This is a genomic window from Vibrio sp. Scap24 (assembly GCF_013394185.1).
Classification (GTDB): Bacteria; Pseudomonadota; Gammaproteobacteria; order Enterobacterales; family Vibrionaceae; genus Vibrio; species Vibrio pomeroyi.
In genome coordinates this window covers 3,208,496-3,233,152 of record NZ_CP041332.1, presented here as the reverse complement: position 1 = coordinate 3,233,152, position 24,657 = coordinate 3,208,496, and the positions used below count along the sequence as shown (strand labels likewise).

19 protein-coding genes are annotated in these 24,657 nt (G+C 43.6%); 11 read left to right on the top strand and 8 right to left on the bottom strand.

The window, feature by feature from the left end; translation table 11 throughout:
* Positions 1 to 14 precede the first annotated feature (14 nt).
* From FLM53_RS14430 to FLM53_RS14420, 3 genes are all read right to left on the bottom strand, one after another.
* Positions 15 to 1,163 carry an extracellular solute-binding protein gene (locus FLM53_RS14430; protein WP_176681520.1) on the bottom strand — a complete coding sequence of 383 codons (1,149 nt, stop codon included), beginning with the start codon at positions 1,161 to 1,163 and terminating at the stop codon, positions 15 to 17.
* Positions 1,164 to 1,545: 382 nt separating this feature from the next.
* The gene (gene serC / locus FLM53_RS14425; RefSeq protein ID WP_176681521.1) at positions 1,546 to 2,640 is read right to left on the bottom strand and encodes a 3-phosphoserine/phosphohydroxythreonine transaminase; all 1,095 of its coding nucleotides are present in this window, start codon (positions 2,638 to 2,640) and stop codon (positions 1,546 to 1,548) included.
* Positions 2,641 to 2,803: 163 nt separating this feature from the next.
* On the bottom strand, positions 2,804 to 4,066 hold the full coding sequence (locus FLM53_RS14420) for a DUF945 family protein (RefSeq protein ID WP_017630373.1): 1,263 nt from the start codon (positions 4,064 to 4,066) through the stop codon (positions 2,804 to 2,806).
* A gap of 183 nt (positions 4,067 to 4,249) precedes the next feature.
* Between FLM53_RS14420 and FLM53_RS14415 the strand changes: the two genes are divergently transcribed.
* From FLM53_RS14415 to FLM53_RS14405, 3 genes are all read left to right on the top strand, one after another.
* Positions 4,250 to 6,193 carry an ATP-binding protein gene (locus tag FLM53_RS14415; RefSeq protein ID WP_176681522.1) on the top strand — a complete coding sequence of 648 codons (1,944 nt, stop codon included), beginning with the start codon at positions 4,250 to 4,252 and terminating at the stop codon, positions 6,191 to 6,193.
* Entirely contained in the window at positions 6,186 to 6,683 is a 498-nt protein-coding gene (locus tag FLM53_RS14410; RefSeq protein WP_176681523.1) for a response regulator, read from the top strand. The genes FLM53_RS14415 and FLM53_RS14410 overlap by 8 nt, the downstream gene beginning before the upstream one ends.
* 297 nt (positions 6,684 to 6,980) lie before the next feature.
* A complete protein-coding gene (locus tag FLM53_RS14405; protein ID WP_060467931.1) occupies positions 6,981 to 7,523 on the top strand; it encodes a hypothetical protein in 543 nt (180 codons plus the stop codon).
* A 147-nt stretch (positions 7,524 to 7,670) separates the two neighbouring features.
* Here the strand turns inward: FLM53_RS14405 and FLM53_RS14400 are convergent, their stop codons facing one another.
* A complete protein-coding gene (locus tag FLM53_RS14400) occupies positions 7,671 to 8,252 on the bottom strand; it encodes a TfoX/Sxy family DNA transformation protein (RefSeq protein WP_019822603.1) in 582 nt (193 codons plus the stop codon).
* Between the two features lie 358 nt (positions 8,253 to 8,610).
* Between FLM53_RS14400 and FLM53_RS14395 the strand changes: the two genes are divergently transcribed.
* The 5 genes from FLM53_RS14395 (at position 8,611) to FLM53_RS14375 (ending at position 14,153) form a co-directional block, all read left to right on the top strand.
* Positions 8,611 to 9,531 (top strand): HDOD domain-containing protein, encoded by a 921-nt coding sequence (locus FLM53_RS14395; protein ID WP_176681524.1) that lies wholly within the window; start codon positions 8,611 to 8,613, stop codon positions 9,529 to 9,531.
* Between the two features lie 38 nt (positions 9,532 to 9,569).
* On the top strand, positions 9,570 to 10,475 hold the full coding sequence (locus tag FLM53_RS14390) for a lysine exporter LysO family protein (protein WP_176681525.1): 906 nt from the start codon (positions 9,570 to 9,572) through the stop codon (positions 10,473 to 10,475).
* Between the two features lie 174 nt (positions 10,476 to 10,649).
* Entirely contained in the window at positions 10,650 to 11,177 is a 528-nt protein-coding gene (locus FLM53_RS14385; RefSeq protein ID WP_146492362.1) for a hypothetical protein, read from the top strand.
* A gap of 118 nt (positions 11,178 to 11,295) precedes the next feature.
* A complete protein-coding gene (gene panP, locus FLM53_RS14380) occupies positions 11,296 to 12,939 on the top strand; it encodes a pyridoxal-dependent aspartate 1-decarboxylase PanP (protein ID WP_176681526.1) in 1,644 nt (547 codons plus the stop codon).
* Positions 12,940 to 13,298: 359 nt separating this feature from the next.
* Positions 13,299 to 14,153 (top strand): MurR/RpiR family transcriptional regulator, encoded by an 855-nt coding sequence (locus FLM53_RS14375; RefSeq protein WP_004734686.1) that lies wholly within the window; start codon positions 13,299 to 13,301, stop codon positions 14,151 to 14,153.
* Positions 14,154 to 14,281: 128 nt separating this feature from the next.
* Here the strand turns inward: FLM53_RS14375 and FLM53_RS14370 are convergent, their stop codons facing one another.
* On the bottom strand, positions 14,282 to 15,574 hold the full coding sequence (locus tag FLM53_RS14370) for an iron-containing alcohol dehydrogenase (protein WP_176681527.1): 1,293 nt from the start codon (positions 15,572 to 15,574) through the stop codon (positions 14,282 to 14,284).
* Positions 15,575 to 16,127: 553 nt separating this feature from the next.
* Here FLM53_RS14370 and FLM53_RS14365 point away from each other — a divergent pair.
* The 3 genes from FLM53_RS14365 (at position 16,128) to FLM53_RS14355 (ending at position 19,642) form a co-directional block, all read left to right on the top strand.
* Positions 16,128 to 16,391, top strand: a complete 264-nt coding sequence (locus tag FLM53_RS14365; protein WP_009847069.1) for a GrxA family glutaredoxin — start codon at positions 16,128 to 16,130, stop codon at positions 16,389 to 16,391.
* 173 nt (positions 16,392 to 16,564) lie between these two features.
* Positions 16,565 to 17,578 (top strand): IS110 family transposase, encoded by a 1,014-nt coding sequence (locus FLM53_RS14360; protein WP_176679512.1) that lies wholly within the window; start codon positions 16,565 to 16,567, stop codon positions 17,576 to 17,578.
* Positions 17,579 to 17,959: 381 nt separating this feature from the next.
* Positions 17,960 to 19,642, top strand: a complete 1,683-nt coding sequence (locus FLM53_RS14355; RefSeq protein ID WP_017630384.1) for an aspartate:alanine antiporter — start codon at positions 17,960 to 17,962, stop codon at positions 19,640 to 19,642.
* 239 nt (positions 19,643 to 19,881) lie between these two features.
* On the opposite strand, the gene fabV is transcribed toward FLM53_RS14355, so the two are convergent.
* From fabV to FLM53_RS14340, 3 genes are all read right to left on the bottom strand, one after another.
* Entirely contained in the window at positions 19,882 to 21,084 is a 1,203-nt protein-coding gene (fabV, locus tag FLM53_RS14350) for an enoyl-ACP reductase FabV (protein WP_048664789.1), read from the bottom strand.
* A 210-nt stretch (positions 21,085 to 21,294) separates the two neighbouring features.
* A complete protein-coding gene (locus FLM53_RS14345) occupies positions 21,295 to 23,577 on the bottom strand; it encodes an acyl-CoA dehydrogenase (protein WP_176681528.1) in 2,283 nt (760 codons plus the stop codon).
* 55 nt (positions 23,578 to 23,632) lie between these two features.
* Entirely contained in the window at positions 23,633 to 24,262 is a 630-nt protein-coding gene (locus tag FLM53_RS14340; RefSeq protein WP_017631427.1) for a TetR/AcrR family transcriptional regulator, read from the bottom strand.
* Between the last annotated feature and the right edge of the window lie 395 nt (positions 24,263 to 24,657).

The window sequence follows — 24,657 nt, the reverse complement described above, 5'->3', positions numbered from 1 at the left end:
TTTCAAAGAGAGTTTCAATCGCTTGACCTCATGTTCGCTGAGTAGTACTCCACAAAGTCATCGTAAAATTTGTGCAGCTCGTGCTTCGGCATGCCCGACTTATATCGCTCATAGGCTCTTGCGGAGGCTTCCCAGACAATCGCCATGTTGTAATCACTCGACATCATTTGTGATGATTGAAATTCATCGTACATGTTAGAGAAGGTGGTATTTCCTTCTTCAACACGACGTTGATTCGCTTCTCTAAATGGCGAGATCATTGCGTTTGAGTGTGCTAAATAGGTAAAGCTGTTCGACTGTAAATACTGAACCACCTCTTTGAGTGCTTCTCTTTTCTCTGGGTTGTTCATCCCTTTCTTGGTGATTGCAAAAATCTTCGCGCCACTGAACGAAGACATCGCTTTGCCACGGTAGGTAGGCAAAGAGTTGACGTGTAAATGCTCGCCGTACGCTTGGTCTAGTTCGCCGAAAGCCCAATCCCCATCAATCAAAAACTCGACCTCGCCGTCAATAAAACGCTGTCTTGCACATATCTCATTGCACGATGGTTCAATTGTTTTTGTATCCTCAAGTTTATCGATGAATTCAAAGATTGAGACTAAACCCTCTCCATTGATATTCCTTGATGAAAGCATGTCTTGTGAAAACAATTGGAAGAACGCCAGATAGAAGTACATGTTCGGATTTGGGAAAAGAACACTGGTACGCTTCGACTCAGAAGACTGTTGAATCAACTCTTCCCAGCTGATGGCATGGTCTTGTGGCTTGTTCGAATACAGGACCAACTGGTTGCCGATTCCTACCGGTAGCGCCTTAAGCTCACCATTAATCATTACGGCATCAAGAGCCTTATTCTCATAGCGCGAGGTATCGACCCATGCAGAAGGTAACGTTGCCAGTTCAATATATTCCGTCAGCCCTAAGAAATCCGAAGGCACCCAAATAACATCAGGGAAGGTATTGTCTCGAGGGTCAGCCACAAGAAGCTCAGAGCGGATGCTATTGATGTCGAATGGACGTATTTCAACACGATGCTCAGTCATCGACTCGATGTGTTCTTTGACGTAATCCGCCGTTTCGTAATTGATACCAGCCCATATTTCGAGGGTAGAAGCGTAAGTAAGCACAGGGAACAAAGCCGCTAATATACTCAAAAATCTCACACCTAATTCCTCTTGGCGAAAAGTATCATCTATTGAAGTGACGCCAGAAACCATCAAGAGTAGAGACGGTATTGGCTGTTGGAGTTCATCGTTATTTTGGGGAAAGACGTTATATAGTAAAAGGTCAATAATAAACAGAAAAACCACGCTTTCTATTGGCTATTTTTATTAGTTATTTTTATGGATGCAAAGTTGCTCTCCCCCGATAACAACTAAGCACTTTGTCATTCGCTTCACTCTGAACGACAAAGTGCAACACATCATACCCTTTATATATTCTCAGGCAAAAAAAAATGCCGCAAAAGCGGCATTCATCTCGTTTAGGACATTCGACACGATACAAAGCAAATAAGCGATGTATCAATCAAAGTCTTGTCATTGATTAAGCGTATTTCTCTTCGAAATCTTTCATGAAGCTTACAAGAGCTTGAACGCCTTCTAGAGACATCGCGTTGTAAAGCGAAGCTCTCATGCCGCCCACCGCTCTGTGGCCTTTTAGTGATTTAAGACCCGCTGCGTCCGCCAACTCTAAGAATTTACCGTCTAGCTCTGGTTTCGCTAGTTGGAATGGCACGTTCATTCTTGAACGGTTTGCTGTGTGAACGTCGTTCTTGTAGAAAGCAGAATCATCAATGGCGTTGTAAAGTAGCGCTGCTTTTTCTTGGTTAACACGCTCCATCGCTTCTACACCACCTTGAGCTTTCAACCATTTGAAAACTAAGCCAGATAGGTACCAAGCATAGGTTGGTGGCGTGTTAAACATTGAGTCTTTTTCAGCAAGCACTTTGTAATTCAGGATGCTTGGCAATACTTCGTTCGCAAGCTCCAAAAGATCATCACGTACGATGGCAATACAGATACCCGCCGGGCCAATGTTCTTTTGAGCGCCAGCGTAGATAACGCCGTACTGAGAGACATCAATCTTGCGAGACAGAATGTTAGATGACATATCCGCTACGATTGGTTTGTCCGTTTGTGGAAGCTCACTGATCTCAATACCATCGATTGTTTCATTTGGACAAAAGTGCACGTATGCCGCTTCTGGGTCGATTTTCCAATCTTTAGCTGGAACAACAGCCGCTTTGCCGTCAATTGACGTCTTAGCGTTAAATACGTCGATTTCACAGTACTTGCTTGCTTCAGTTACTGCACTTTCAGCCCAGTAACCAGCATCAATGTAAGTCGCCTTTGTTGCATCACCTAGAAGGTTTAGAGGAACAGCAGCGAATTGAGCACGAGCGCCCCCCTGACAGAAAAGCACTTTGTAGTTGTCTGGGATGTTCAGAAGATCACGTAGGTCTTGCTCAGACTCATCGGCAACTTGAATAAATTCTTTGCTGCGATGGCTGATTTCCATAACGGAAGTACCTAAACCATTCCAATCAATGAAGTCAGCTTGTGCTTGTTTCATTACCGGTTTAGGCAGTGCCGCTGGGCCAGCACTAAAGTTGAATACGTTATCTAATGTAAGTTCCATGGGGATCATTGCTCCTGCTAAATAATAACTATGCAAGTAATACCATGTTTTACCCAACATAAAAACAACAAAAGAGGTCTTAAGACCTCTTTTGTTTTGTACCGTATAAAATGTTTAAACTTAATCCGCTAAATCACCCTATCAGTATTAACCTTTGCTCTGTTTATTGAACAAAAGCAGGCATAAGTAGCGCGATTAATGGAATTTCTTGTCCATTTTCAAACACTAGGTTTCCATTTTCTAGGTCAGCACTGATTTCATAACCACTTTCGGTTTCTTTGATCATTTCCATCACGATTAACTCATCGATGCCTTCGCGAATGAATGGGTATTCTTCAACCAACTCATTTGAGAAACTAGAATGAACATTACCAGTCAGTGCAGGAACAATCATTGAAGGGTTGCTGCTGATGTTTTCTGTGCCTTCCGGTACGCTCACCAACCATTTAGATTCAAATTGACCCTTGCCCAATTCTAACGACATGTTGTTCATTGAAAGGTCGAAGCCTTTAGCAAACAGTACGTCGATGAATGGAATGATTTCAGCAACGTCTTCTTGAGTCATAACTGGATTCGATTGGTAGATCTCAAAGATCTTCTCAAACGATTGGCTGTCCAGTTTCGACATTTCAAAATCAACGTTTAGGTTATTCAGCTGGCCTTCGTTGGTTTCGATGTTTGCGATATCCAGTTTAAGGTTACTGCGCAGGCGCTTCGTCGCTTCGTCTAGGTGCGATTCAAAATCATACTTAGAGTTTTCGATCGTCATGAATGGTTGCATTGTTGAATCTGTAACCAGGAAGCTATCAATCGTAAAGTTCTGTGTACCTAGCCAGTAACCTTTCGCTTGCTGGCCTGAACCAACGCCTTTCAGATTAGACAGTGTTACCTCTTCACCCGTTTCAAAATCAATTTGAACCGATGGGATAGAAAGCTCGTAATCCACTTGGCCTAGCACAGTCGCGTGGCCAGACAGGTTCGATTTCGTGATAGACACCGAAGTACCATTCTCATCAGAACCTTGATGATTGAACTGGCTTAACTCGAAGTTGAAATCCGTGTTGCCGTTTAGTTCAGTGCTGGTAGTTAGAGTAAGAGGCAGAATGTCAGCGTTCTCAAACGTTGATAGCGCGTTTAAGCTTACTAAACCATGGCTAACCGCACTATTAATGACAAACTCACTGGGTAAGCCATCAATCGCAAGTTGCTCTTTCAGGTTTTCATCCGTCACTGTTACACGAGTGGTGACATTAGAAGACAAGTAACCTCTGTCGTATTCCACGATCTCAGCTTGAATGCTTGAATTGTTAAGCTTTGCAACGCCATCAGTAATCGCGTTTTGTCCAATTTGCCCAACCGCTAGTGGCCAACAAAGTGCCAATGAGATTGCTCCGCCGATTGCGCCAATTTTTCTTAACTGTTCCATGAGTTCTCTTTCTACACGTGTCTGTTTTTTTTAGTCTAACCCATCAGTCGCAAACAAGAAACATTGAGTTAAATCAGTCTATTGCTCGATACTTCAATTCCCTCAACAAATTAACGGCTAGCTCTCATCCTTATTGAAGACTTCTTGATAGGCTAGAAGCGTCGCTACTACTAAGGTAAAGCCGTGAATCAATACGCTGTTATTTGTTTGGACAATAATCCGGTTAGCATTGAAAGAATACGATCGGAGCTCGCTCCGTTATCTTGCGTATTCGACATTTATACTGCCGAGAACATAGAAGATGCGCACCACGCATTAGAAGATATCCATGATCATAACCAGACCGTTGCCTTGGTAATCACTCATCATCATTCTGAGTTTAATGGCGTCCAATTTCTGATTGAACTAGAGCAGCTTCCTCATAGTAATACTGCAAGAACCATCTTAGTCAGCGCCTCGTCAGACATTCAATCGATCCTGACGGCCGTAAACGAAGGTAGGCTCAACCACTGCCTAACCAAACCGGTTCAAGATCAGGTGCTCTTCAAGTCAGCACAAAAAGAGCTGACGTCTTTTGTTATTCAATACGACTCTGAAAACCTGTTGTCTTACAGCGACGCGCTCGACCAGCAGCGTTTACTCAGAGCACACATCGAACAAAAGATTCAATCGTTCCAATCTGGATTCATTCATGACTACCACCAGCTTTCTGATAATGCCCTTGCCGAGCGAGTCGTCAGTGCATTGCAGGAGGTATTCTCTAAAGACGATAAGTCCAAAGCGATTCGTGATTACTCACCAGAACATTTGTTAACAGTTGAAGGTGAAGACAACCGCTTTCTATGGTTAATCATTGAAGGCGAAGTGGCACTCTACAAAAAGGATGAGTTGGGGCAACAGAGAGAGGTAGTACGCCACTCTAAAGGGAACATTGTTGGTGGGATGTCATTCGTGACAGGCGAACCTTCGTTCTCTACTGGAATCACTCTTACCCAAACGCGAGTGATTAAGCTTGATAAAGACAGCTTTGCCCAGGTAATGCATTCCAACAATACCCTACTTCCTCTATTTACTAATCTATTGCTGCGTCACTTCAATCGACGCTTACAGCGAAGCATCACCAATAAGATCAAGCTGCAGCAAACACTCGAGTCACTGGAATCAGCCCATCAGCAATTGATAGAAAAAGAGAAGATGGCGATGTTAGGCCAACTGGTCGCAGGCGTTGCTCACGAACTGAACAACCCGATTGCAGCTATATTGCGTAGTATTGAAACTCTATCTGAACATCTAGACCAGATACTTGAGAACTCGTCACTCCCTGAATCTAACAAAGGGACTGACGTATTAGCACATTCAAAACTAGCGAAACCACTATCCACCGCACAAGAGAGACAGTTGGTAAAACACCTTACATCGACCATCGATGATCGTGCTCTAGCCAAAAAAGCAGTGAGGCTCAACTTAAGCCAAGACGCTGCGGTTTTAGATACCTTAAAAGACTCCCCTGTCGCAGGCAAAGAGCTACTCAACGACTTAGAGCATTATCATTATGTCGGGAACTCTATCCGGTCAATTAAAGTGTGTAGCAAACGTATTGCCGATATGGTCAAAAGCCTAAAAAGCTATGCCCGAGAAGATGAAGAAGTGCGTCACTACGCGGATATCCATGAAGGGCTTGAAGATACCTTAGTGATCTTTGAAAACAGACTGAAGCATCACCGACTCGAAAAGCACTACGACACCGATTTACCGCCTTTGTTGTGCCAGTCGCTTGCGCTGCAACAGGTGTGGACCAATCTTCTCTCTAATGCACTTGATGCTCTTTCGGTGCGAGGCAAAGTCTCTATCACCACGTCTCAAGAAACTAAAGGTGATGACACTTTTCTGGTGGTACAAATATCGGACACCGGCCATGGTATCGCCAAAGAAAACATCAACACTATTTTCAATCCAAACTTCACCACCAAAAAAGAAGGCAACTTTGGTTTAGGAATTGGGTTGTCCATTTCTCAACAAATCGTTTCGGCTCATCAAGGGTTTATTTTGGTGGAGTCTGAGGTAGGCAGCCATACTCACATGCAAGTATGGCTTCCATTCAAACAAGAAGGAGCACCTCATGAATAAGTACCTAATTTTATGTGTCGATGATGAACCTGAAGTTCTCAACAGTGTGCTTCAAGATTTAGCGATATTTGAAGAAAACTTTATCGTTGAAGGGGCTGAATCGGTCGATGAAGCCAATCAAGTCATTAAAGAAATGGGACAAGATGGTATCAAGCTCGCTTTGATCTTGTGTGACCACATCATGCCAGAAAAAACCGGCATCGATTTTCTTATCGAACTGAATCAGCAAGATTCGACTAAGCCAACACGCAAGCTGCTGCTTACCGGACAGGCTGGCTTGGAAGATACGGTCACCGCCATTAACAACGCGGCTCTCGACTTTTATATCTCAAAACCTTGGCAAGGCGATCAACTCAGAGACACCATTACTCAACAGTTGACTGACTATGTTATTGCCAACGACAAACAACTACTTAACTGGACGGCCATTTTAGACACCGAACGTATTCTTACTTCGATGGCAGACAAACGAACAAGCTTTGGTGAATAGCGCTAACGATGAGAGGTGTTTAATAGGCAGTGAGAAAAGCGCTATCCGATATAAGAATCGATCAAATACATATAAATTTTGGATAATTCGTTCGTCTATTTTTCTTGTTCGGCCTAAAACATGAGATCTCCGTTACAGACTGATCCTTAATTTGCTTGTTTTTTAACTAAATGAGTAAGGATTTACATTTTAATGGATTACTTTTCCGTGAGTTAGATTAAACTGTCTCAATGTTTATGGTTTGCCTGATTTTTCTCAAACCAAAGGAATTAACACTAATAAAGGTTTACGGTCGTTATGCGCAAAATACTACTTACTACCGCTATGCTATTGGCTTCTAGTCAAGCGCTAGCTGTCGATGAACAACCACAAGTAATGAGCAACTTCAGCTACGATTACTTCGAAGCACGTATCGGTGCTAGCCCAGTTACATTTGGTGGTGCGTTCAGTAAGTCAATCCACCCGAATGCTCACGCTGTAGCGCGTATCGATTCTGAATTTGAAGGCGATTACGACTCTGCTGTAGGTCTTGGTTTCCACGCTCCAATCAACAACTGGGCTGATCTAACAGGTGAAATGCTAGCGCGCATCGTTCAGCCTGAAAACTCAAGCTCTACTGATATCGGTATGGAAATCAACGTTGGTGTTCGCCAATGGCTTGGTCCACAACTAGAAGTTGGTGGTAAAGGTGGTTACGTTTCTATCGATGATAACGATGACTGGACAGGTTCTGTTTACGCACGTTTCCACTCTACAGAGCTTTTCTCTATCGGTGCTGAAGCTCGTATCAACGACTTCTACGGTGACCAGCTAATGTTCACTACTCGTTTCAAGTTCTAAGACTTAACGAGCCAGCTCCCATGAGCACTTAGTCTTTTAGTACTTAATCTTTTAAGTAATACGACTAAGACAGAAACAAAAAAACCGAGGAACATTCCTCGGTTTTTATTTATTAACAGTAATCTTAAGCATATAAGGAAGACTTCTTTAGTGGCAACTCTTTAATAATTGCTGCTTGCGTGGCTCTTGTAATAGTTTCCAGTGAATACCATCAATTGCGCCCGCAAATTTCCAAAGTAGTTTTAGGTCAACATCGTTTCCGTACGCTTTGCGAACCTTATTAAACACTTCAGGCGCGCCCAACTGCATAAACATTGAAACATCATCCACACCAGCCTTCTTAACCATGCGCTCTAGTGTAAGCTGCATGTTTGGCAGATCTCTTAATCTACGGCTTGCTGATGATTTCTTGAAGCTGCGTTGCTGAATTGAATTATCGATTGAAGTACGAATAATACTATCCAATTCAGGATGTTCGCATGTAAACAGGTCAGTAATATCGTAGTAATTTACGGTTGCTGTTGTCTGTTTTTTCACATGACGATACTTTTCACAATCAAGATCGGTCAGTTTTTTATCTAATGACTTTCCACCTCTAATGAATAAACAACCTTCACTCAATAAAGCGAACATAGCGTCATTTTGAAAGAGGCCAATACCTCCGAACATAGAACGTTTTTGATGCTCACCAAATTGATTCACGTAATTAATAAATGCTGTCTCGGTCATATCCGTTGATCCTTAATCAAATTACCCCGATTAGGTTGATCACCAGACAAGCAGCTTTTTATGCGAAAAATTTTAAATCTATTTTTTTATTCTTTAGGTGAATATTATGATTGCGTTTTTCACCTTTAAATAAATGATACTTCGAAAAGAAAAATAAGTCTGGACTTAGTTCACATCAATCAATTGTGTATTCCGGTTTTTCATGATTTACATCACAGTAAAGTATCAAACTATGATTGAATTTTGACGCTTGGTGATACACCGGTTCAAATTATTAAAGCTTACGTGGCCCGATGAGTATTGCCTCGCAGCATCGCGGCTTGTAAAATGGCAGGACATACATGTTTTTACTTTTTATATGAATCATTTATCGTTTTTCTGGCTACCACAAAATAAGGCTCTTCTCTTAAAGGGTCTAGAATCAGAGTTTGCCCAACTGGTTGGACATTCTATCTCAGCGGGAAAAATAACACTTCCTCCTATCCCCAACGTTGTACTTAAAATTCAAAAACTGTGTACCCTTGAATCCACAGGGATTGCCGAAGTTGCCGAGTGCTTACTCGAAGACCCAGGCCTAACCGCTATCGTGATTCGTGTTGCGAATTCCGTGGTCTTTAACCGACGCAACATTACGTGTGTCGATATTATGACGGCGGTATCACGTCTTGGCATATTGCGCGTGCGTGACATCGTGACGGCTCAAGCGATTGAACAGCTCAAACATTCCGTTAATCTGAGCAAAGAGTGTAATCAACTGTTGGTTCAGAGTGCTTCTGTATCCAAAGAGCTGGGCGCCACTATGGTCTTGGTGACCAACGGCTTTAAAGAGCTCTCCCCTATTGAATACCGCTACCTTGAACATGAAAAGTCTTTACTTGTAGGGTTACTCGCGGACATCGGCTTGTTCTGTTTGGTTAGTGAATATCACCTCTATCTTGAAAACGGCAACTACCTAGATCACGACATTGCCCTGCAAATCTTCCAAGGCCAATGTTCTGCAACCAGTAAGCTGGTACTTGATCGTTGGGGCTTCGACAGCGACTTCATAGACGTGTGCAGCAACACCATCAACAAACAAGAAGAACGTGAAGTGTCTTACTTAGATATTGCACGAATCGCTAACCACCTATTGATGTTCAGAAACAAGGACGAGAACATCGATGATCACGAAGTTGAACTGAACGTGACGGGTGCAGAAGTGCTTTATAAGTTAAGCAACTTGAGTAAACATGATTTTAATGCAAAGCTAAACGACGTTATCAACGCTAGCGGCTTCTAAGTCACCGTTATATATGAAGTAAATGCAATGGGGAAAGCATGTTTACAGGGATGATCTTTATATTTGCTCCACTGGTCGTGGGGTATCTGTTTTCTATTTCAAACGCTCAAACGCTCGAATTTATCAACCGCTCAACATCGCGTTTAATCTACGTGATTCTAGCCTTAATGGGCCTTAGCCTAGCAGCGCTCGATAACCTCGGCAGCAACCTGCAGACAATCCTTCTTTATACCGTCACTTTCTTTGTCTGCTTAAGCGTCTGTAATCTAATGGCGCTTCCTGCGATTGATAAGTTACTGCCACTCAAAACAGACAGCAGCAAAAAGAAACTGCCCCTCTCTTCTATGGCGATGGAATCGGCCAAGCTGATTTTAGTGGTGGGTTCTGGTCTTATTGCTGGTTTAGTGCTGCCTATCGGCCTTGACTGGGTGGATACGGCAAGTGAATGGATTCTGTTTGTGCTGCTGTTCTTTATTGGCATTCAACTGCGTAATAGCGGGTTAACACTTCGACAGATCTTGCTCAATAAACACGGCATGGTCATCGCGGTGACAATCATCATCACCTCAATGTTAGGCGGCGTTATCGCGGCTTACCTACTGGATATTCCACTGTTCAAAGCTTTAGCTATGTCTTCTGGTTTTGGCTGGTATTCTCTCGCCGGTATCTTAATGGGTGACGCGTTCGGCCCTGTTTATGGCGGTGCTTCATTCATGTTAGAGCTTTTGAGAGAGTTAGTAGCATTAGTGCTGATCCCAGTACTTATCCGCAGCTATCCATGCACCTCTATTGGCTATGCAGGTGCGACAGCAATGGACTTCACTTTACCGGTGATTCAAACAACAGGTGGCGTTCGATGTGTCCCTATCGCGATTGTCAGTGGCTTTATATTGAGTCTGCTCGTGCCTATTTTGATGTTGTTCTTTGTATCTCTTGCTAACTAGATCGCAGGAATAGCGTTTGTTTTAGATTAGAATGCATCTCGAATACCAATGCCCAAGACACCGATACAGTTACCGAAATAAAAAGACACTAAGTGTCATTGCTCAACAAATAATGATCACGGTAACCTGTAACGACAAAGTTATAAAAAGAATAAACTTACAAAAGGAACCACTATGAAACGCCTTTGCGTCGCATTACTGCTAGCTACAACTTCTACTTTCTCTTTTGCAGCAGATTCAATGTCTGAGACAAACCAGTGCCAAGCAAAAAAATATGATGCGTACATCGACGCTTCTTTAGGTTGGTATACTGACCTTGCTGCATTAACTTCTGAGCAATACCCAGAGCTAACAGAAGTAAGTGAGTGGTTCCTAGAAGGTCGTAAGCACCACTTTGAGCTAAATCGTGCAGCCGTTCACTACTACCTAGTAAACGACTCAAGCAAAGTGGCTACAGAGCAGCCTGTTGAAGGTTGGCTACAGCTGGAGCAACACGATATTAAGACGCTCTCACAGCGCGATGACGAACTAGGTAAAGTAGCAAAAACGACGTTTGACGACCGTCAATCAAAGCCTCATGCTCAAAACTACGAGCTACGCTCAGCGTTTGCAGAACTGCTTAGCCACCCTAAGCAAATCGACACAGCGCTTCAACGCTACAACCAGTCGATTGCTAAACTTGAAGCGATTAAGTGTAAATAACCACTCATTTAATATGCTTTTTTGAGAAGTTGGATTTCATAATTAAGACGGGACATTGTTCCCGTTTTCGTTTAGATTGTCCCGCTCGCGTCAATATTAGAAAAATAACTCGCTTGCTATGGTTACGGAACAAAAAACAGCAGATGTTAGCTTCGACAGTCTCCTACGTATCTTCACGGTACCGGAAGGCCCAGATTCAACACTCACTCAAATTGAAGACAAACTTTCACGAAACCTGAATCAATTCTTACGTGAACATATTGTGGCTGAAGAAAAGCCGCTGCGTGAAATTGAGAAAGATTTTTCAAATGCTCATATTCCAGAGCAGCCTGAGTTTGTTTCTGAACATACTGAGCATCTCCTCGATTCGCTCGTGTCTCATTCGGTACATACGTCCTCGCCAAGTTTTATTGGCCACATGACGTCTGCGTTGCCGTACTTCCTGATGCCGCTTTCTAAAATCATGATTGCGCTGAATCAGAACCTAGTAAAAATTGAGACATCCAAAGCTTTCACTCCCCTAGAACGCCAAGTTCTGGGCATGCTACATCGCTTGATCTATCAAGATAACGACCAGTTCTATTCTCGTTGGATGCACAGTGCAAACCACTCTTTGGGTGCGTTTTGTTCTGGCGGTACCATCGCGAACATTACGGCGCTTTGGGTTGCACGTAACAATGCACTAAAAGCACAAGGTTCGTTCAAAGGTGTAGAGAAAGAAGGCTTATTCAAAGCCATGAAGCACTACGACTATGAAGGCCTCGCTATCTTAGTTTCTGAACGTGGTCACTACTCTCTTAAGAAAGCTGCTGATGTGCTTGGCATTGGTCAAGAAGGTTTGGTATCGGTTAAAACAGATAACGACAACCGCATTTGCACTGACGACCTAAGACTTAAGATTGAACAACTTAAGCAGAAAAAGATTAAGCCTTTTGCCGTGATCGGTGTGGCTGGTACAACCGAAACTGGCAATATCGACCCACTTAAAGATATTGCTGAAGTGTGCGCAGAATCAGATTGTCACTTCCATGTGGATGCCGCTTGGGGCGGTGCGACCTTGATGTCTAACAATCATCGTCATCTGCTTGATGGTATCGAATTGGCTGACTCTGTCACCATCGATGCGCACAAACAGCTTTACATCCCTATGGGTGCAGGCATGGTTCTGTTTAAGAAGCCAGATGCGATGACAGCGATTGAACATCATGCTCAATATATCCTGCGTAAAGGTTCTAAAGACTTAGGTAGCCATACATTAGAAGGTTCACGTTCAGGCATGGCGATGTTGGTTTATGCAGCTATGCACATCATTAGCCGCCCAGGTTATGAGCTGTTGATCGACCAAAGCATCAACAAGGCACGTTACTTCGCCGACCTGATTAAAGAACAAAGCGATTTTGAGCTGGTATCAGAGCCAGAGCTTTGCCTGCTGACTTACCGCTATGTTCCTGAATCAGTTAAAGCTGCGCTGCTTAAAGCGGAGCCTGAACAACGCGTACAGCTGAACGAGTTACTTAACGAACTGACTAAGTTTATTCAGAAGAAGCAGCGTGAAACCGGCAAGTCTTTTGTGTCACGTACTCGTTTAAATCCTGAAGCTTGGGCACACCAGCCAATCATTGTTTTCCGCGTCGTGTTAGCTAACCCACTAACGGGTAATGAGATTCTTTCTTCAGTGCTTGAAGAACAACGCGAAATCTCTAAACTAGCGCCTAACTTGATGGGTAAAATTACCAAGTTGATTACGCAAATCAACGCATAGCCATTCAATTTTAGTTGCATCAAATTGAAAATTTCTTTCTTTTTGATGTAACTAAGCTGTCAGTTCATACTCAATTTGCATTCTTTTTGCTCAAACCCTCTTCCAATTCTGTAGTTTTCTAAAATTTTGTTGAGGTTTGTCATATTCTTAAGCATTCATGCCGTGTTTTTGTATTAGTAAATAGTATGTTGGGTTTATACTGACTCTATGGTGCTAGTTAGCTTGATATCTATTTGAAGCAGCAGTATTTACGATACTAAATTTAAGTTTGGTTTTGTGATTATTGATATTTGTTTCAGCCATACCCCCTGGTAAAAGATATTAACTGGCAAGTTGTTCTCTATACCCTTGTGAACACTATGAATACATTAGAAAAAATACAAAAAAACCTGGAAAATTTCAGCAAGTCTGAGCGTAAGGTAGCCGAAGTAATCATGGCTTCCCCTCAAACTGCAATCCATTCTAGCATTGCTACCTTAGCTAAGATGGCTGACGTAAGTGAGCCTACAGTTAACCGCTTCTGTCGTCGTTTAGACACAAAGGGCTTCCCTGACTTCAAACTTCACCTAGCTCAAAGCTTGGCGAACGGTACACCTTACGTGAACCGTAATGTTGAAGAAGACGATGGTCCAGATGCTTATACGCATAAGATCTTCGAATCGACTATGGCATGTCTAGACGTTGCTAAAAACAGTCTAGATGCGATGCAAGTAAACCGTGCGGTTGACTTGCTGACTCAAGCAAAACGCATTTCATTCTTCGGACTGGGAGCCTCTTCTGCCGTAGCGAAAGACGCTCAAAACAAGTTTATTCGTTTTAATATCCCAATCACTTGTTTCGAAGACATCGTGATGCAACGAATGAGCTGCATTAACTGCAGTGATAACGACGTGATCGTTCTTATCTCTCATACGGGTCGCACTAAGAGCCAAGTTGAGATTGCGAACCTAGCCCGTGAAAACGGTGCAACAGTTATCGCTATCACAGCAAAAGACTCTCCACTAGACAAAGCAAGCTCGCTTTCTATCTCATTGGATGTACCGGAAGACACAGACGTTTATATGCCAATGGCAAGTCGCGTTGTTCAAATGACGGTTATTGATGTGCTAGCGACTGGCTTTACGCTGCGTCGTGGTTCAGGTTTCAGAGAGAACCTGAAGCGCGTTAAAGAGTCTCTTCGTGATTCACGTTACGAGAAATACTCTCAGTTCTAACCTTCTAGGGTTCATACAAAGAGCCCTTAGGATACGAACCAAAAGATAGCGATTAAAAAACGGAGCCTAGTGCTCCGTTTTTGTTTATCTGTTTTAAATACTTTATGCAGCGAACAGGTCTAAAGCCGTTAAATAGTCCAACTGTTGCCTTTCTCTACCACGCTGTTTTCGGACGCGTAAGAGTTAATGATCGTGAAGCTTGATTCGACCATTGCTGACTCTTCATCTTGGTGCTTCAAAGCCCCAGCATCTCTGCTCTCAACACAATTACACTTCTCGCAAACCTTCTGCAGAATATGAATTAAACGGTCTTGGTTCAGTGGCAAAGGATTTCCTTTTATCGCGACAGATTTGAGCGCATCGGTAGACACTTCATCAAATTGAGCTTCACAGACACCAAATTCCAATAAGCTTGGAAGCTTTAACGTATCCAACACTTCAGATAGCCAAGTTATCGCCTCCTCTTCTTTCGCCTCGGAGTTATTTGTCACTATCTGAGCAATCCGTTGGTAGCGCGCTAAGATGTCGGCTCTTTGCTCTTCTTTCGCAACAGCAATGTTTTCCAACATCACGAACGGTGCTAAGCGCGCAGTAATCACACTGTGTGGCGCTGAGATTTTGCCACCCAATGCAGAGGCTAAACCATGTGCTGCTCCAAGCTTGGCATTGGTTATCGCCATCCCGCCCAGCATAGATGCGAAAGCCAAGTCAGAGCGCGCTTGAGGTTCATCATAAACGCACGCTTGAACTGCAGAACCACTCAACTTACGCAGCCCCTCTTCACAAATCATATCAGTGAGCGGGTTGGGTTCACCGCAAACATAAGCCTCCATCAGATGAGTAAAAGCATCCATCGCACCACGTCCCGACAAATATAGATTGGTGCCATGAGTTAAGGTTGGATCGACAATCGCAACGTCAGCCAACATATCTGGACTTCTAAGGCTGATCTTAACTTGGTCTTGCCCTGATTTAAGCACCGCGTTTTTAGTCACCTCTGCGCCTGTGCTGGCCGTGGTAGGAATCGCGATGAATGGAAGCGGTTTGGTTTTAAGAGGAACATTACGTCCGACAACTTCGACATAGTCGTATAAGTTGCCTTGGTTAGGTAAAACAGCAGCTAGCGCTTTCCCCATATCGATCGCACTACCTCCTCCCATGGAGACAACCATATCCGGCTTGAATCTTCGGGCAGATATCGCCGCCTCTTCGACCATTTTAATATTGGGTTCGCCGGAAACTGCGATGTGTTGATAGCGCATACCCTGGGCATCGAGGTAATCAGTGACAATTGACGTGCGTTCTAATGTATTGCCAGTCACCAATAGCACGCTGTAGCCGTATTGGTTAAAGAGAGACAATGAAGCGGAAAGTGCTCCATCACCAAAGATGATCTTTGTAGATGTCATAAATTGAAACATGGTGCCTCCTGCGCCTATGACCAAACAAAACTGCGAACTCTTGGTTTTTGGAATGTAGACTTTTTAGCTCGTTTTTTCTTGCCTTTGTAACTGCAGATTTCATAGCGGGGGTAAGAGTATGCTGAAAACGGCATATGGCTAATATAGAATATCGAACATGGTGGCTGTCCATACCTTTACACTATGCCACCTCTTTTCACTTTCGCTTCTTTCCCGCGCATCAGTATTAAGATGCCTCGTTCTATGAGTACGTTTTTTGACGAGGTGCAACTTGTCGCATTAAAGATTGATTAAAGTCCCATTCTTAGGGGTAATTCACACTCTTAAATTATGTGTACTCAACTTAGATACCCATCAGAAATCATCACGGATCCTTTTTGTGACCATTATTTGCTCTGATAGGCAAAACCTATTGTATTAAGAGGCAATTCCATCTTTATTTCCCCATGGCATTGAGGCATAGTTGGTTTTAAGAAATTTTGAGTGGCATTCATAAAAGAATAGTTAACATAAATGAGTTAACGAGCCTCATCCCGTATTTAGGAGAAATTAAATGTTTGTAGTTATTTTTGGTCGCCCTGCTTGCCCATTCTGTGTTCGTGCAAAAGAGCATGCTGAAACTCTTAAAGCTAAACGTGATGACTTCAACTACCGTTACGTTGACATTCACGCTGAAGGCATCAGCAAAGCTGACCTAGAGAAGACAGTAGGTAAGCCAGTAGACACAGTTCCACAAATCTTCATCGATCAAGACCACATCGGCGGCTGCACAGAATTTGAAGCATACGCAAAAGAGAACCTAGGTCTTTTCGACTAAACGAAGATTTCTCTTAAGAGATCTAAGGCTATAGCCTTAAACAGCTGACCAATTTTAGCGTTAGACTGTACGATTTATATGAAGCCCGCTCACTGTAGCGGGCTTAATTATATGGTCCGCCTCACTCTCAAGCCCTTAAGCTTAGAGTAGGCTCTCAGAATGAGGTGAACCATATGTCTTCTATTCATATTTTAGGTATCGACCTAGGTAAACATTGCTTCCATGCTATCGCACATAACCGTTGTGGTGTGGAGGTGCTTCGTCGTAAATTTAATCGTAACCAACTCTTAATCTTTCTTAGTAAAATAGAACCAACAACTATTGCTTTCGAAGCCTGTGGCGGTGCTCATTGGCTTGCTCGAAAATGTAGTGAGTTTGGGCATCAACCCCGACTTATTCCCCCTCAGTATGTTAAGCCTTATGTCAAAGGCAATAAAAACGATTTCATCGATGCTTCAGCGATCGCAGAGGCTGCGGGTCGACCGACCATGAGGTTTGTAGCTGTAAAAAGTGAAGAGGCTCAAGTCATCGCAGCGATTCATCGAGTCAGAGATAGTTATATCAAGGAGAGAACTGCCACTATGTCGCGGATCGGAGCGATCTTACTTGAGTTCGGCCTTAGCTTTCCCAAAGGGCATGCAAAGATGAAGTCTTTGTTTCAATGGTTAGCAGAACAAACCGTCTCATTACCAAAAAGCTTGCTATGTGAATTGATATCTATCCACGAGCATTACAAGTACCTTAATGAACAAATCAAAACTCAAGATAACAAGCTTCAAACTATTGTTAATAACAACGAAAGTGCTCAATTATTAAAAACTATCCCTGGAATTGGTGATCTTACCTCCACATTGTGTATTGCCGATGTAAGCTCTCCGAGTAACTTTACCAATGGCCGTGAGATGGCGGCTTGGTTGGGGCTTGTGCCAAGGCAATTCTCAACGGGAGGAAAGACCAAGCTACTTGGTATGAGTAAACGAGGGAATAAACACCTCAGAACTCTGTTTGTCCATGGGGCAAGGGCTGTACTCTCTAGACTAGAGACGACAGGGAAAGTGTTTGGAGAGTGGCTTGTGAATCTACGAGCCACCAAACCATTTAATGTAGTGGTAGTCGCATTAGCCAACAAGCTAGTGAGGATAGCTTGGGCGGTGTTATACCACCGCCAAGCTTTTAAGGCTGTTTAGCTATAACCAAGTTTGCAACGTCAATGAACGTGATGACAAAAACGGTCAATCGGCCAGATTAAGAACCTGACACAAAAAATAGCAATCAATGCTTTGGGCTTTTTAAGGATAATCTGGCGCGGATATCATCGTGGAGCTGGGAAGCTAGTGCTCCCAACAAGGACTCCGAATACATTAGCGCAAACCAACTCCGTTATTACTTAATTGTAGTTGCAATAACGGGGCGGACCATACATTTTTTATGACCAGTTTTCGTACGGAATAAGAATAAGGTCAAAATCAAGTAAAATAGCAAAATATCGCTTATAATTTATTTATATTTAGATACAATTCACCTCTCAAACTTACCCTGTGTTTCACGCCAATTATTGAGCGACCACTGTGAATATCGACGTTGTTTTTCTGTTAGAACAAAACCCCATTCTCCTCATCTTTGTTGTTTTATCGATTGGATTAGCCATTGGTAAAATTCGTTTCGGTAGTCTCCAACTCGGCAATTCAATCGGTGTTCTGATTACTTCCCTCGTTATGGGACATCTTGGCTTTTCTTTTAACGCAGATGCACTCACCATTGGCTTCATGCTGTTTATCTACTGTGTTGGCATTGAAGCGGGTCCAAACTTCTTCGGTATCTTTTTCAGAGACGGTAAGCACTACCTCATTCTGAGCCTTGTAGTACTTTCTACCGCGATTGCCCTAACCTATTTCAGCAGTCACTACCTTGGCCTAGGCTTCGGGTTATCTGCCGGCATGATGGCAGGTGCGCTGACAGCAACACCTATCTTGGTAGGTGCGCAAGACGCTCTTAATTCTGGGCTTGCTGAAGTGCCAAGAAACATGGACTTGAGCCTGATTATTGAAAACCTTTCGGTCGGTTACGCTATGGCTTACTTGGTAGGCTTAATCAGCATGATCATGTTTGCCCGCCTGATTCCAAAACTACAGAAAGTAAACCTACACGACTCGGCAGAGCAGATAGCTCAAGAACGTGGTTTAGGTGCTTCTGGTCAGCGTAAGGTTTACCTTCCTATCATTCGTGCTTACCGTGTGGGACCAGAGCTTATCTCTTGGACTGACGGTAAGAACCTGCGTGAACTAGGTATCTATCGCCAAACGGGGTGTTACATCGAGCGTATTCGTCGTAATGGCATTCTTGCCCACCCAGATGGTGATGCAATTCTGCAAGAAGGTGACGAAATCGCATTGGTAGGTTTCCCTGACAGCCACGCACGTCTTGACCCGAGCTTCCGTAACGGTAAAGAGGTTTTCGACCGTAACCTTCTCGATCTACGTATCGTGGAAGAAGAGATCGTCGTTAAAAGTGACAGCATCGCAGGTAAGCGCCTATCAGACTTAAACCTGTCTGAATATGGTTGTTTCCTGAACCGCGTAGTAAGAGCTCAGATTGAAATGCCGATGGACTTAAACATCGTGCTTTCAAAGGGTGATGTCCTACAGGTAAGTGGCGAAAAGAGTCGTGTTCACGGCCTAGCAGAGAAAATTGGTTTCATCTCAATCCATAGCCAAATGGCGGATTTGATGGCTTTCTGTAGCTTCTTCATTCTGGGTATTTTGTTTGGTTTGATCACTATGACATTCGGTCAGGTGTCGTTTGGACTAGGTAACGCGGTTGGCCTTCTTCTATCAGGCATCATGCTGGGCTTCTTACGAGCGAACCACCCTACTTTCGGTTACGTACCTCAGGGGGCGTTAAACATGGTCAAAGACCTCGGTTTGATGTTCTTTATGGTCGGTATCGGCTTAAGCGCCGGTGGTAAGATATTTGAGCACTTAACCCAAGTTGGGCCACAGGTCATTGGTATTGCTCTGGTGGTGAGTGTGCTGCCGGTATTCTTCGCTTACTTGGTTGGTGCTTATGTGTTGAAGATGAACCGAGCGCTGCTGTTTGGTGCGATCATTGGTGCGCGAACCTGTGCTCCGGCAATGGACATCGTAAACGACCACGCTCGCTCAACCATTCCGGCTTTGGGTTATGCGGGCACTTATGCGATAGCCAATATATTGATGACCTTGGCAGGTACTTTTATCATCATCATTAGCTAGAGCCTACTGCATTAAATGCAGCCAAACTTAGATATTTCGAATGCACTAATTCACTTTGAGTTAGTGCATTTTTTATAGCCTGTTTTAAGCGGTTCAGCCTCCTTCCCCACTCTTGCTCTTAACTCTCTTCGCATCTCGCCACTCGTATCCCTTATCTGCTCTTAATCTCTTTAGTCAAATAGCAGGTAAAAAATAGGCGCTCAATGAGCGCCTATTTCGTTTAGATTCGATAACTTGAATTAGATGTCAGCAACATCAAATTCAACAGCTGGGTTAACGTCAGCTTCGTAATCAACACCTTCAACACCGAAACCGAATAGCTTCAAGAACTCTTCTTTGTACTCTACGTAGTCAGTCAGTTCTTTCAGGTTTTCAGTTGTGATTTGAGGCCATAGGTTACGACAGTGGTCTTGGATGTCTTCACGAAGCTCAAGATCATCTAGACGTAGACGGTTCACTTCATCTACTTCTGGCGCGCTGCCGTCTTCTTTGTATAGACGTTGGCTGAACATACGGAAGATCTGTTCCATACAACCTTCGTGAATACCTTCTTCACGCATCTTCTTGAACACCATAGCGATGTAAAGAGGCATAACAGGGATTGCAGAGCTTGCTTGAGTCACAACAGACTTAAGAACAGCAACGTTTGCAGTACCGCCAGTTTGGCCTAGTTTCTCGTTCAGCGCTGATGCTGCACGGTCTAGATCCATCTTAGCTTTACCTAGCGCACCATCCCAGTAGATTGGCCACGTTAGTTCAGTACCGATGTAGCTGTAAGCAACAGTTTTACAACCGTCAGCTAGAACACCCGCTTCAGAAAGAGCGTTGATCCAAAGTTCCCAATCTTCACCGCCCATTACTGTAACAGTGTCTTTGATTTCTTCTTCAGATGCAGGCTCAACACTAGCTTCGATGATAGTGTCTTTGTTGGTATCAACCGCTGTTGATGTGTACGTTTCGCCGATAGGTTTTAGAGCTGAACGAATCACTTCGCCTGTCTCTGGCATTTTACGCACTGGAGACGCCAGTGAGTACACAACCATATCGATTTGACCTAGATCTTCTTTGATCAGATCAATTGTTTTCTGTTTCGCTTCGTTAGAGAAAGCATCGCCGTTCAGGCTTTTTGAATACAGGCCTTCTTCTTTAGCTAGCTTGTCGAACGCTGCTGAGTTGTAGAAACCAGCTGTGCCCGGCTTTTTCTCAGTACCGGCTTTCTCGAAGAAAACACCGATAGTTGAAGCGCCGCCACCAAATGCAGCCGCAATACGTGAAGACAAGCCGTAGCCACTTGAAGAGCCAACAACTAGTACACGTTTAGGTGCGTTTGCGATTGGGCCTTGAGCTTTTGTGTAAGCAATTTGTTCTTTTACATTAGCTTCACAACCGACTGGATGTGTTGTAGTACAGATGAATCCGCGAATTCGAGGTTTGATGATCATATTCAACTTCCTTAAAAAATCAGGTTAAGGATAAAAGTTTCGTACGCAAATGGCATCTAATTTCTGTAAAAATGTGGTGAAAATGCAAGTGGTTGGAGCACTCAGCGAATATTTGCTGACTAAGTCACCATTTGTTAACGCGTCTATTGCGACTTCTACGACAAAAACAAAAAAAGGCACCTTATTAGGTGCCTTTTGTCATTTCTTTATCTAAGCAACGCTATTTAGCTTAGGTTTTAACTCTTTTCGCGTCAAAGTTTCACTATAGTCATGACTGAAGTGGTCAACTTGAATCGCTGCGTAGCGTAGTTTGTCTGCTGCAATGATTTGGTCAACTTCATCTTGAGTAAGAACATCTGCCGCCAGTGCTTGAGCAAGTTTGTCTTGTAGTAAGCCTTTGCGAGCTACTTTGCCCTCTTTCACTGCTTTGAAAATCTTACGCTCAAGTGGTTTGATGCTGTACATCGCATTGAACGCATTCTCCATCAAGCCAACGCTATCGTCTTCTTCCTGACCGATGTAGCAAAGGTGAGTCAGGCGTTCACGGTGTGCTCCCGGAGTCATCAAGCTTTCTGCTAGTTGTACTGTTAGGTTATCACTTGGTTTTTCAAAGTGGTTACCTACCGGGAAAACGAGACCTTTAAGTACTTTCCCAACCATCTTGTTCGGGAAGTTTCTGTACGCTTCTTGTAGCGATTTCGCCGCGTTATGGAAACAGTGTTGAACCGCGTAATGTACGTAGTCTAGGTCAGCTTGTTGACGACCTTCGTCTTCATACTTCTTAAGCGCTGCAGATGCCATGTATAGGTAACTTAGACCATCACCTAGACGTGCAGAGATAAGCTCTTTACGTTTCAGTTCGCCACCTAGTGTCAACATTGCGAAATCCGCACTTACCGCAAGCGCACGACTCAAGCGAGTCAAGTCTTGGTAGTAAGGCTTCGTTGGGCCGCTCATATCCGCTTTAATGAATTTAGAGCCTGTTAATGCCGCACCGAACGCGCCAAACGTGTTCTTAGTCGCGTGACCAATATGCTTGAACAACAAATTATCGAAGTCCTTCGCACCTTGCTTCTCATCTGGGTTTGCCGCGGCTTCCATTTCGCTTAGCACGTATGGGTGACAACGTGTCGCACCTTGACCAAAGATCATCAGGTTACGAGTCAGAATGTTCGCACCTTCTACTGTGATAGCAACGGGAATACCTAGGTAAGGGGCAGCCAAGTAGTTCATCGGGCCATCTTGAATTGCTCGACCTGAGTGGATATCCATTGAATCGTTCAGAATCGTACGCGCCATCTCTGTCATGTGGTACTTCGCGATAGCCGTTACGATACCCGGCTTCTCTTTCATATCGAGTGAAGTAGTTGTCAGCGTACGAGTTGCTTCTAGTAGATACGTTAAGCCACCAATACGACCTAGGCTCTCAGCAACACCTTCGAACTTACCAATCGACATACCGAACTGCTTACGAACATAAGCGTATGCGCCAGTTGTTCTCGCAGTTAGGTGGCCCATTGCTGTACCTAGTGCTGGTAGTGAAATACCACGACCTGCAGATAGGCACTCCACCAGCATACGCCAGCCTTTACCTGCGTAATCTGCACCGCCAATTAGCCATTCCATAGGGATGAATACATCATGACCGCGTGTCGGACCATTCATAAACGCAAGGCCAAGTGGATCATGACGCTCACCAATCACAACACCTTCGTGGTCAGCAGGGATTAGCGCACAAGTGATACCGATGTCTTCTTTGTCACCAAGCAACTTCTCTGGATCGTGCAGTTTGAAAGCCAAACCAAGTACCGTTGCCACTGGTGCTAGCGTAATGTAACGCTTGTTCCAGTTAAGCTTGATGCCTAGTGTCTCTTTGCCTTCGTGCATGCCCATACACACAGTGCCGACATCGGGGATACCACCCGCATCAGAACCCGCTTCAGGGCCTGTTAACGCGAAACATGGGATATCTGTACCGTCAGCAAGACGCGGCAGCCAGTAGTCTTTTTGGTCTTGAGTACCGTAGTGAGACAGTAGCTCACCAGGGCCAAGAGAGTTTGGAACCATGACCGAAACCGCAGTACTGATACTGCGAGTCGCAATCTTAGTTACGATAGTCGAGTTTGCGTGAGCTGAAAATTCACGACCACCGTACTCTTTCGCAATAATGAGCGAGAAGAAACGTTCCTTACGTAAGAAGTTCCAAACCTCTTCAGGAAGGTCTCGGTCTTCTTTTACGATTTGGTGGTCATCAAGCATAGCGAGCAGAGTTTCAAGCTCATTATCCATGAACGATTGCTCTTCTGCTGTCAGCTGAGGTTTTGGATATTGGTGCAGCTTAGTGAAATCTGGTTTACCAGAAAACAGCTCTCCGTCCCACCAAACACTACCTGCTTCCATCGCTTCTTTCTCAGTGCTAGATAGTGGTGGCAGTACTTTTTTAAAGAGTTTAAAAGCTGGGTCACTTACCCATTTTTGTCTTAGAGAGCTCATAGTTCAGATCCTTTTGTTCACTATTTTGGTTGTGAATGTTTCGCTTTTTATTGTTTTATTCTTCTGCTGACATGCCAGCGGCCAAGTATGGAATAAGAATATCAACCACTGCTTTGGCATCTATTCGCTTGCCGTAATCATTCTCTGCAATTTCAACGAGAGCTTGACTGGAAGCCATGGTGAAAACACAAGTCCCTAGGGTAAAGTGCAATCGCCAAAATAACTGTTCTTGAGTGAGGTTAGGGTTGGCTTTCATTACTGAACTGGTAAACAGAGTCAGTACTTCGCTGTAGCGAGTTGTAATGAACCAACGCAAGTGACCTTGCACATCCGTATAACCTCGACCGATGAGTAACATAAATCGGCTCGTACCATTTGGCCTTACATCGTTAAGTGCTCTTAGTGGCTGTCTTAAAGACTCAAACACGTCACTCATAGAATACGTTTCGTTCAAGTTTAAGTTCACTAAAGCGTCTTGCAGTGCAGGCATAAATGCTTCTAAGTATCGATTTAATACGGCACGAACCAGAGTCTTCTTATCGCCAAAGTGGTAGTTCACTGAAGCAAGATTGACATTGGCTTTACCCGTAATAGTGCGTAAAGAGGTGTCATTAAAACCGTGCTCAGCAAATAAGCCTTCAGCCACATCTAAGATTTTGTCTTTGGTTGTACTTCTTGGTGCCATTTCAATCACTCGTATTAAACAACTGTTTGAAATATACGCTTAGTACATTTATTTAACAAGCAAGCAACATCACATTTTCACAAATTGGTCGTACCAGTTAATAAAAGTCTGCACTAACCGATTGAATCGACGTGTGTTTGCAAAAAAAGGAAAAATTAATGAATTTTCTGGGAACTGAAATTGAAAAGGAGGGTCATAAATTATGTAGAAAACAGAGTATTTAGAAGTTTAACAGGCCGTCAAACTTGTTTTTCTCCCTGCTTTCTTAATTACTGCATTTTCCTTATTAACTCCTATACTTGTATCCGCCCAAACCGCTTTGGTTTGGGCTTTTTTTTCGTTTTTTTATGCTCAAGTACGATTATATCCAATATTAATCATTCACTAAGAACGCA

Bases quoted from the DNA above. Each gene is read 5' to 3' on its own strand.
- FLM53_RS14405 (WP_060467931.1), top strand. From the start codon at position 6,981: ATGCGCAAAATACTACTTACTACCGCTATGCTATTGGCTTCTAGTCAA.
- serC (WP_176681521.1), bottom strand. From the start codon at position 2,640: ATGGAACTTACATTAGATAACGTATTCAACTTTAGTGCTGGCCCAGCG.
- FLM53_RS14365 (WP_009847069.1), top strand. From the start codon at position 16,128: ATGTTTGTAGTTATTTTTGGTCGCCCTGCTTGCCCATTCTGTGTTCGT.
- fabV (WP_048664789.1), bottom strand. From the start codon at position 21,084: ATGATCATCAAACCTCGAATTCGCGGATTCATCTGTACTACAACACAT.
- FLM53_RS14345 (WP_176681528.1), bottom strand. From the start codon at position 23,577: ATGAGCTCTCTAAGACAAAAATGGGTAAGTGACCCAGCTTTTAAACTC.
- FLM53_RS14400 (WP_019822603.1), bottom strand. From the start codon at position 8,252: ATGACCGAGACAGCATTTATTAATTACGTGAATCAATTTGGTGAGCAT.
- FLM53_RS14375 (WP_004734686.1), top strand. From the start codon at position 13,299: ATGAATACATTAGAAAAAATACAAAAAAACCTGGAAAATTTCAGCAAG.
- FLM53_RS14420 (WP_017630373.1), bottom strand. From the start codon at position 4,066: ATGGAACAGTTAAGAAAAATTGGCGCAATCGGCGGAGCAATCTCATTG.
- panP (WP_176681526.1), top strand. From the start codon at position 11,296: ATGGTTACGGAACAAAAAACAGCAGATGTTAGCTTCGACAGTCTCCTA.
- FLM53_RS14410 (WP_176681523.1), top strand. From the start codon at position 6,186: ATGAATAAGTACCTAATTTTATGTGTCGATGATGAACCTGAAGTTCTC.
- FLM53_RS14385 (WP_146492362.1), top strand. From the start codon at position 10,650: ATGAAACGCCTTTGCGTCGCATTACTGCTAGCTACAACTTCTACTTTC.
- FLM53_RS14360 (WP_176679512.1), top strand. From the start codon at position 16,565: ATGTCTTCTATTCATATTTTAGGTATCGACCTAGGTAAACATTGCTTC.
- FLM53_RS14340 (WP_017631427.1), bottom strand. From the start codon at position 24,262: ATGGCACCAAGAAGTACAACCAAAGACAAAATCTTAGATGTGGCTGAA.
- FLM53_RS14390 (WP_176681525.1), top strand. From the start codon at position 9,570: ATGTTTACAGGGATGATCTTTATATTTGCTCCACTGGTCGTGGGGTAT.
- FLM53_RS14370 (WP_176681527.1), bottom strand. From the start codon at position 15,574: ATGTTTCAATTTATGACATCTACAAAGATCATCTTTGGTGATGGAGCA.
- FLM53_RS14395 (WP_176681524.1), top strand. From the start codon at position 8,611: ATGAATCATTTATCGTTTTTCTGGCTACCACAAAATAAGGCTCTTCTC.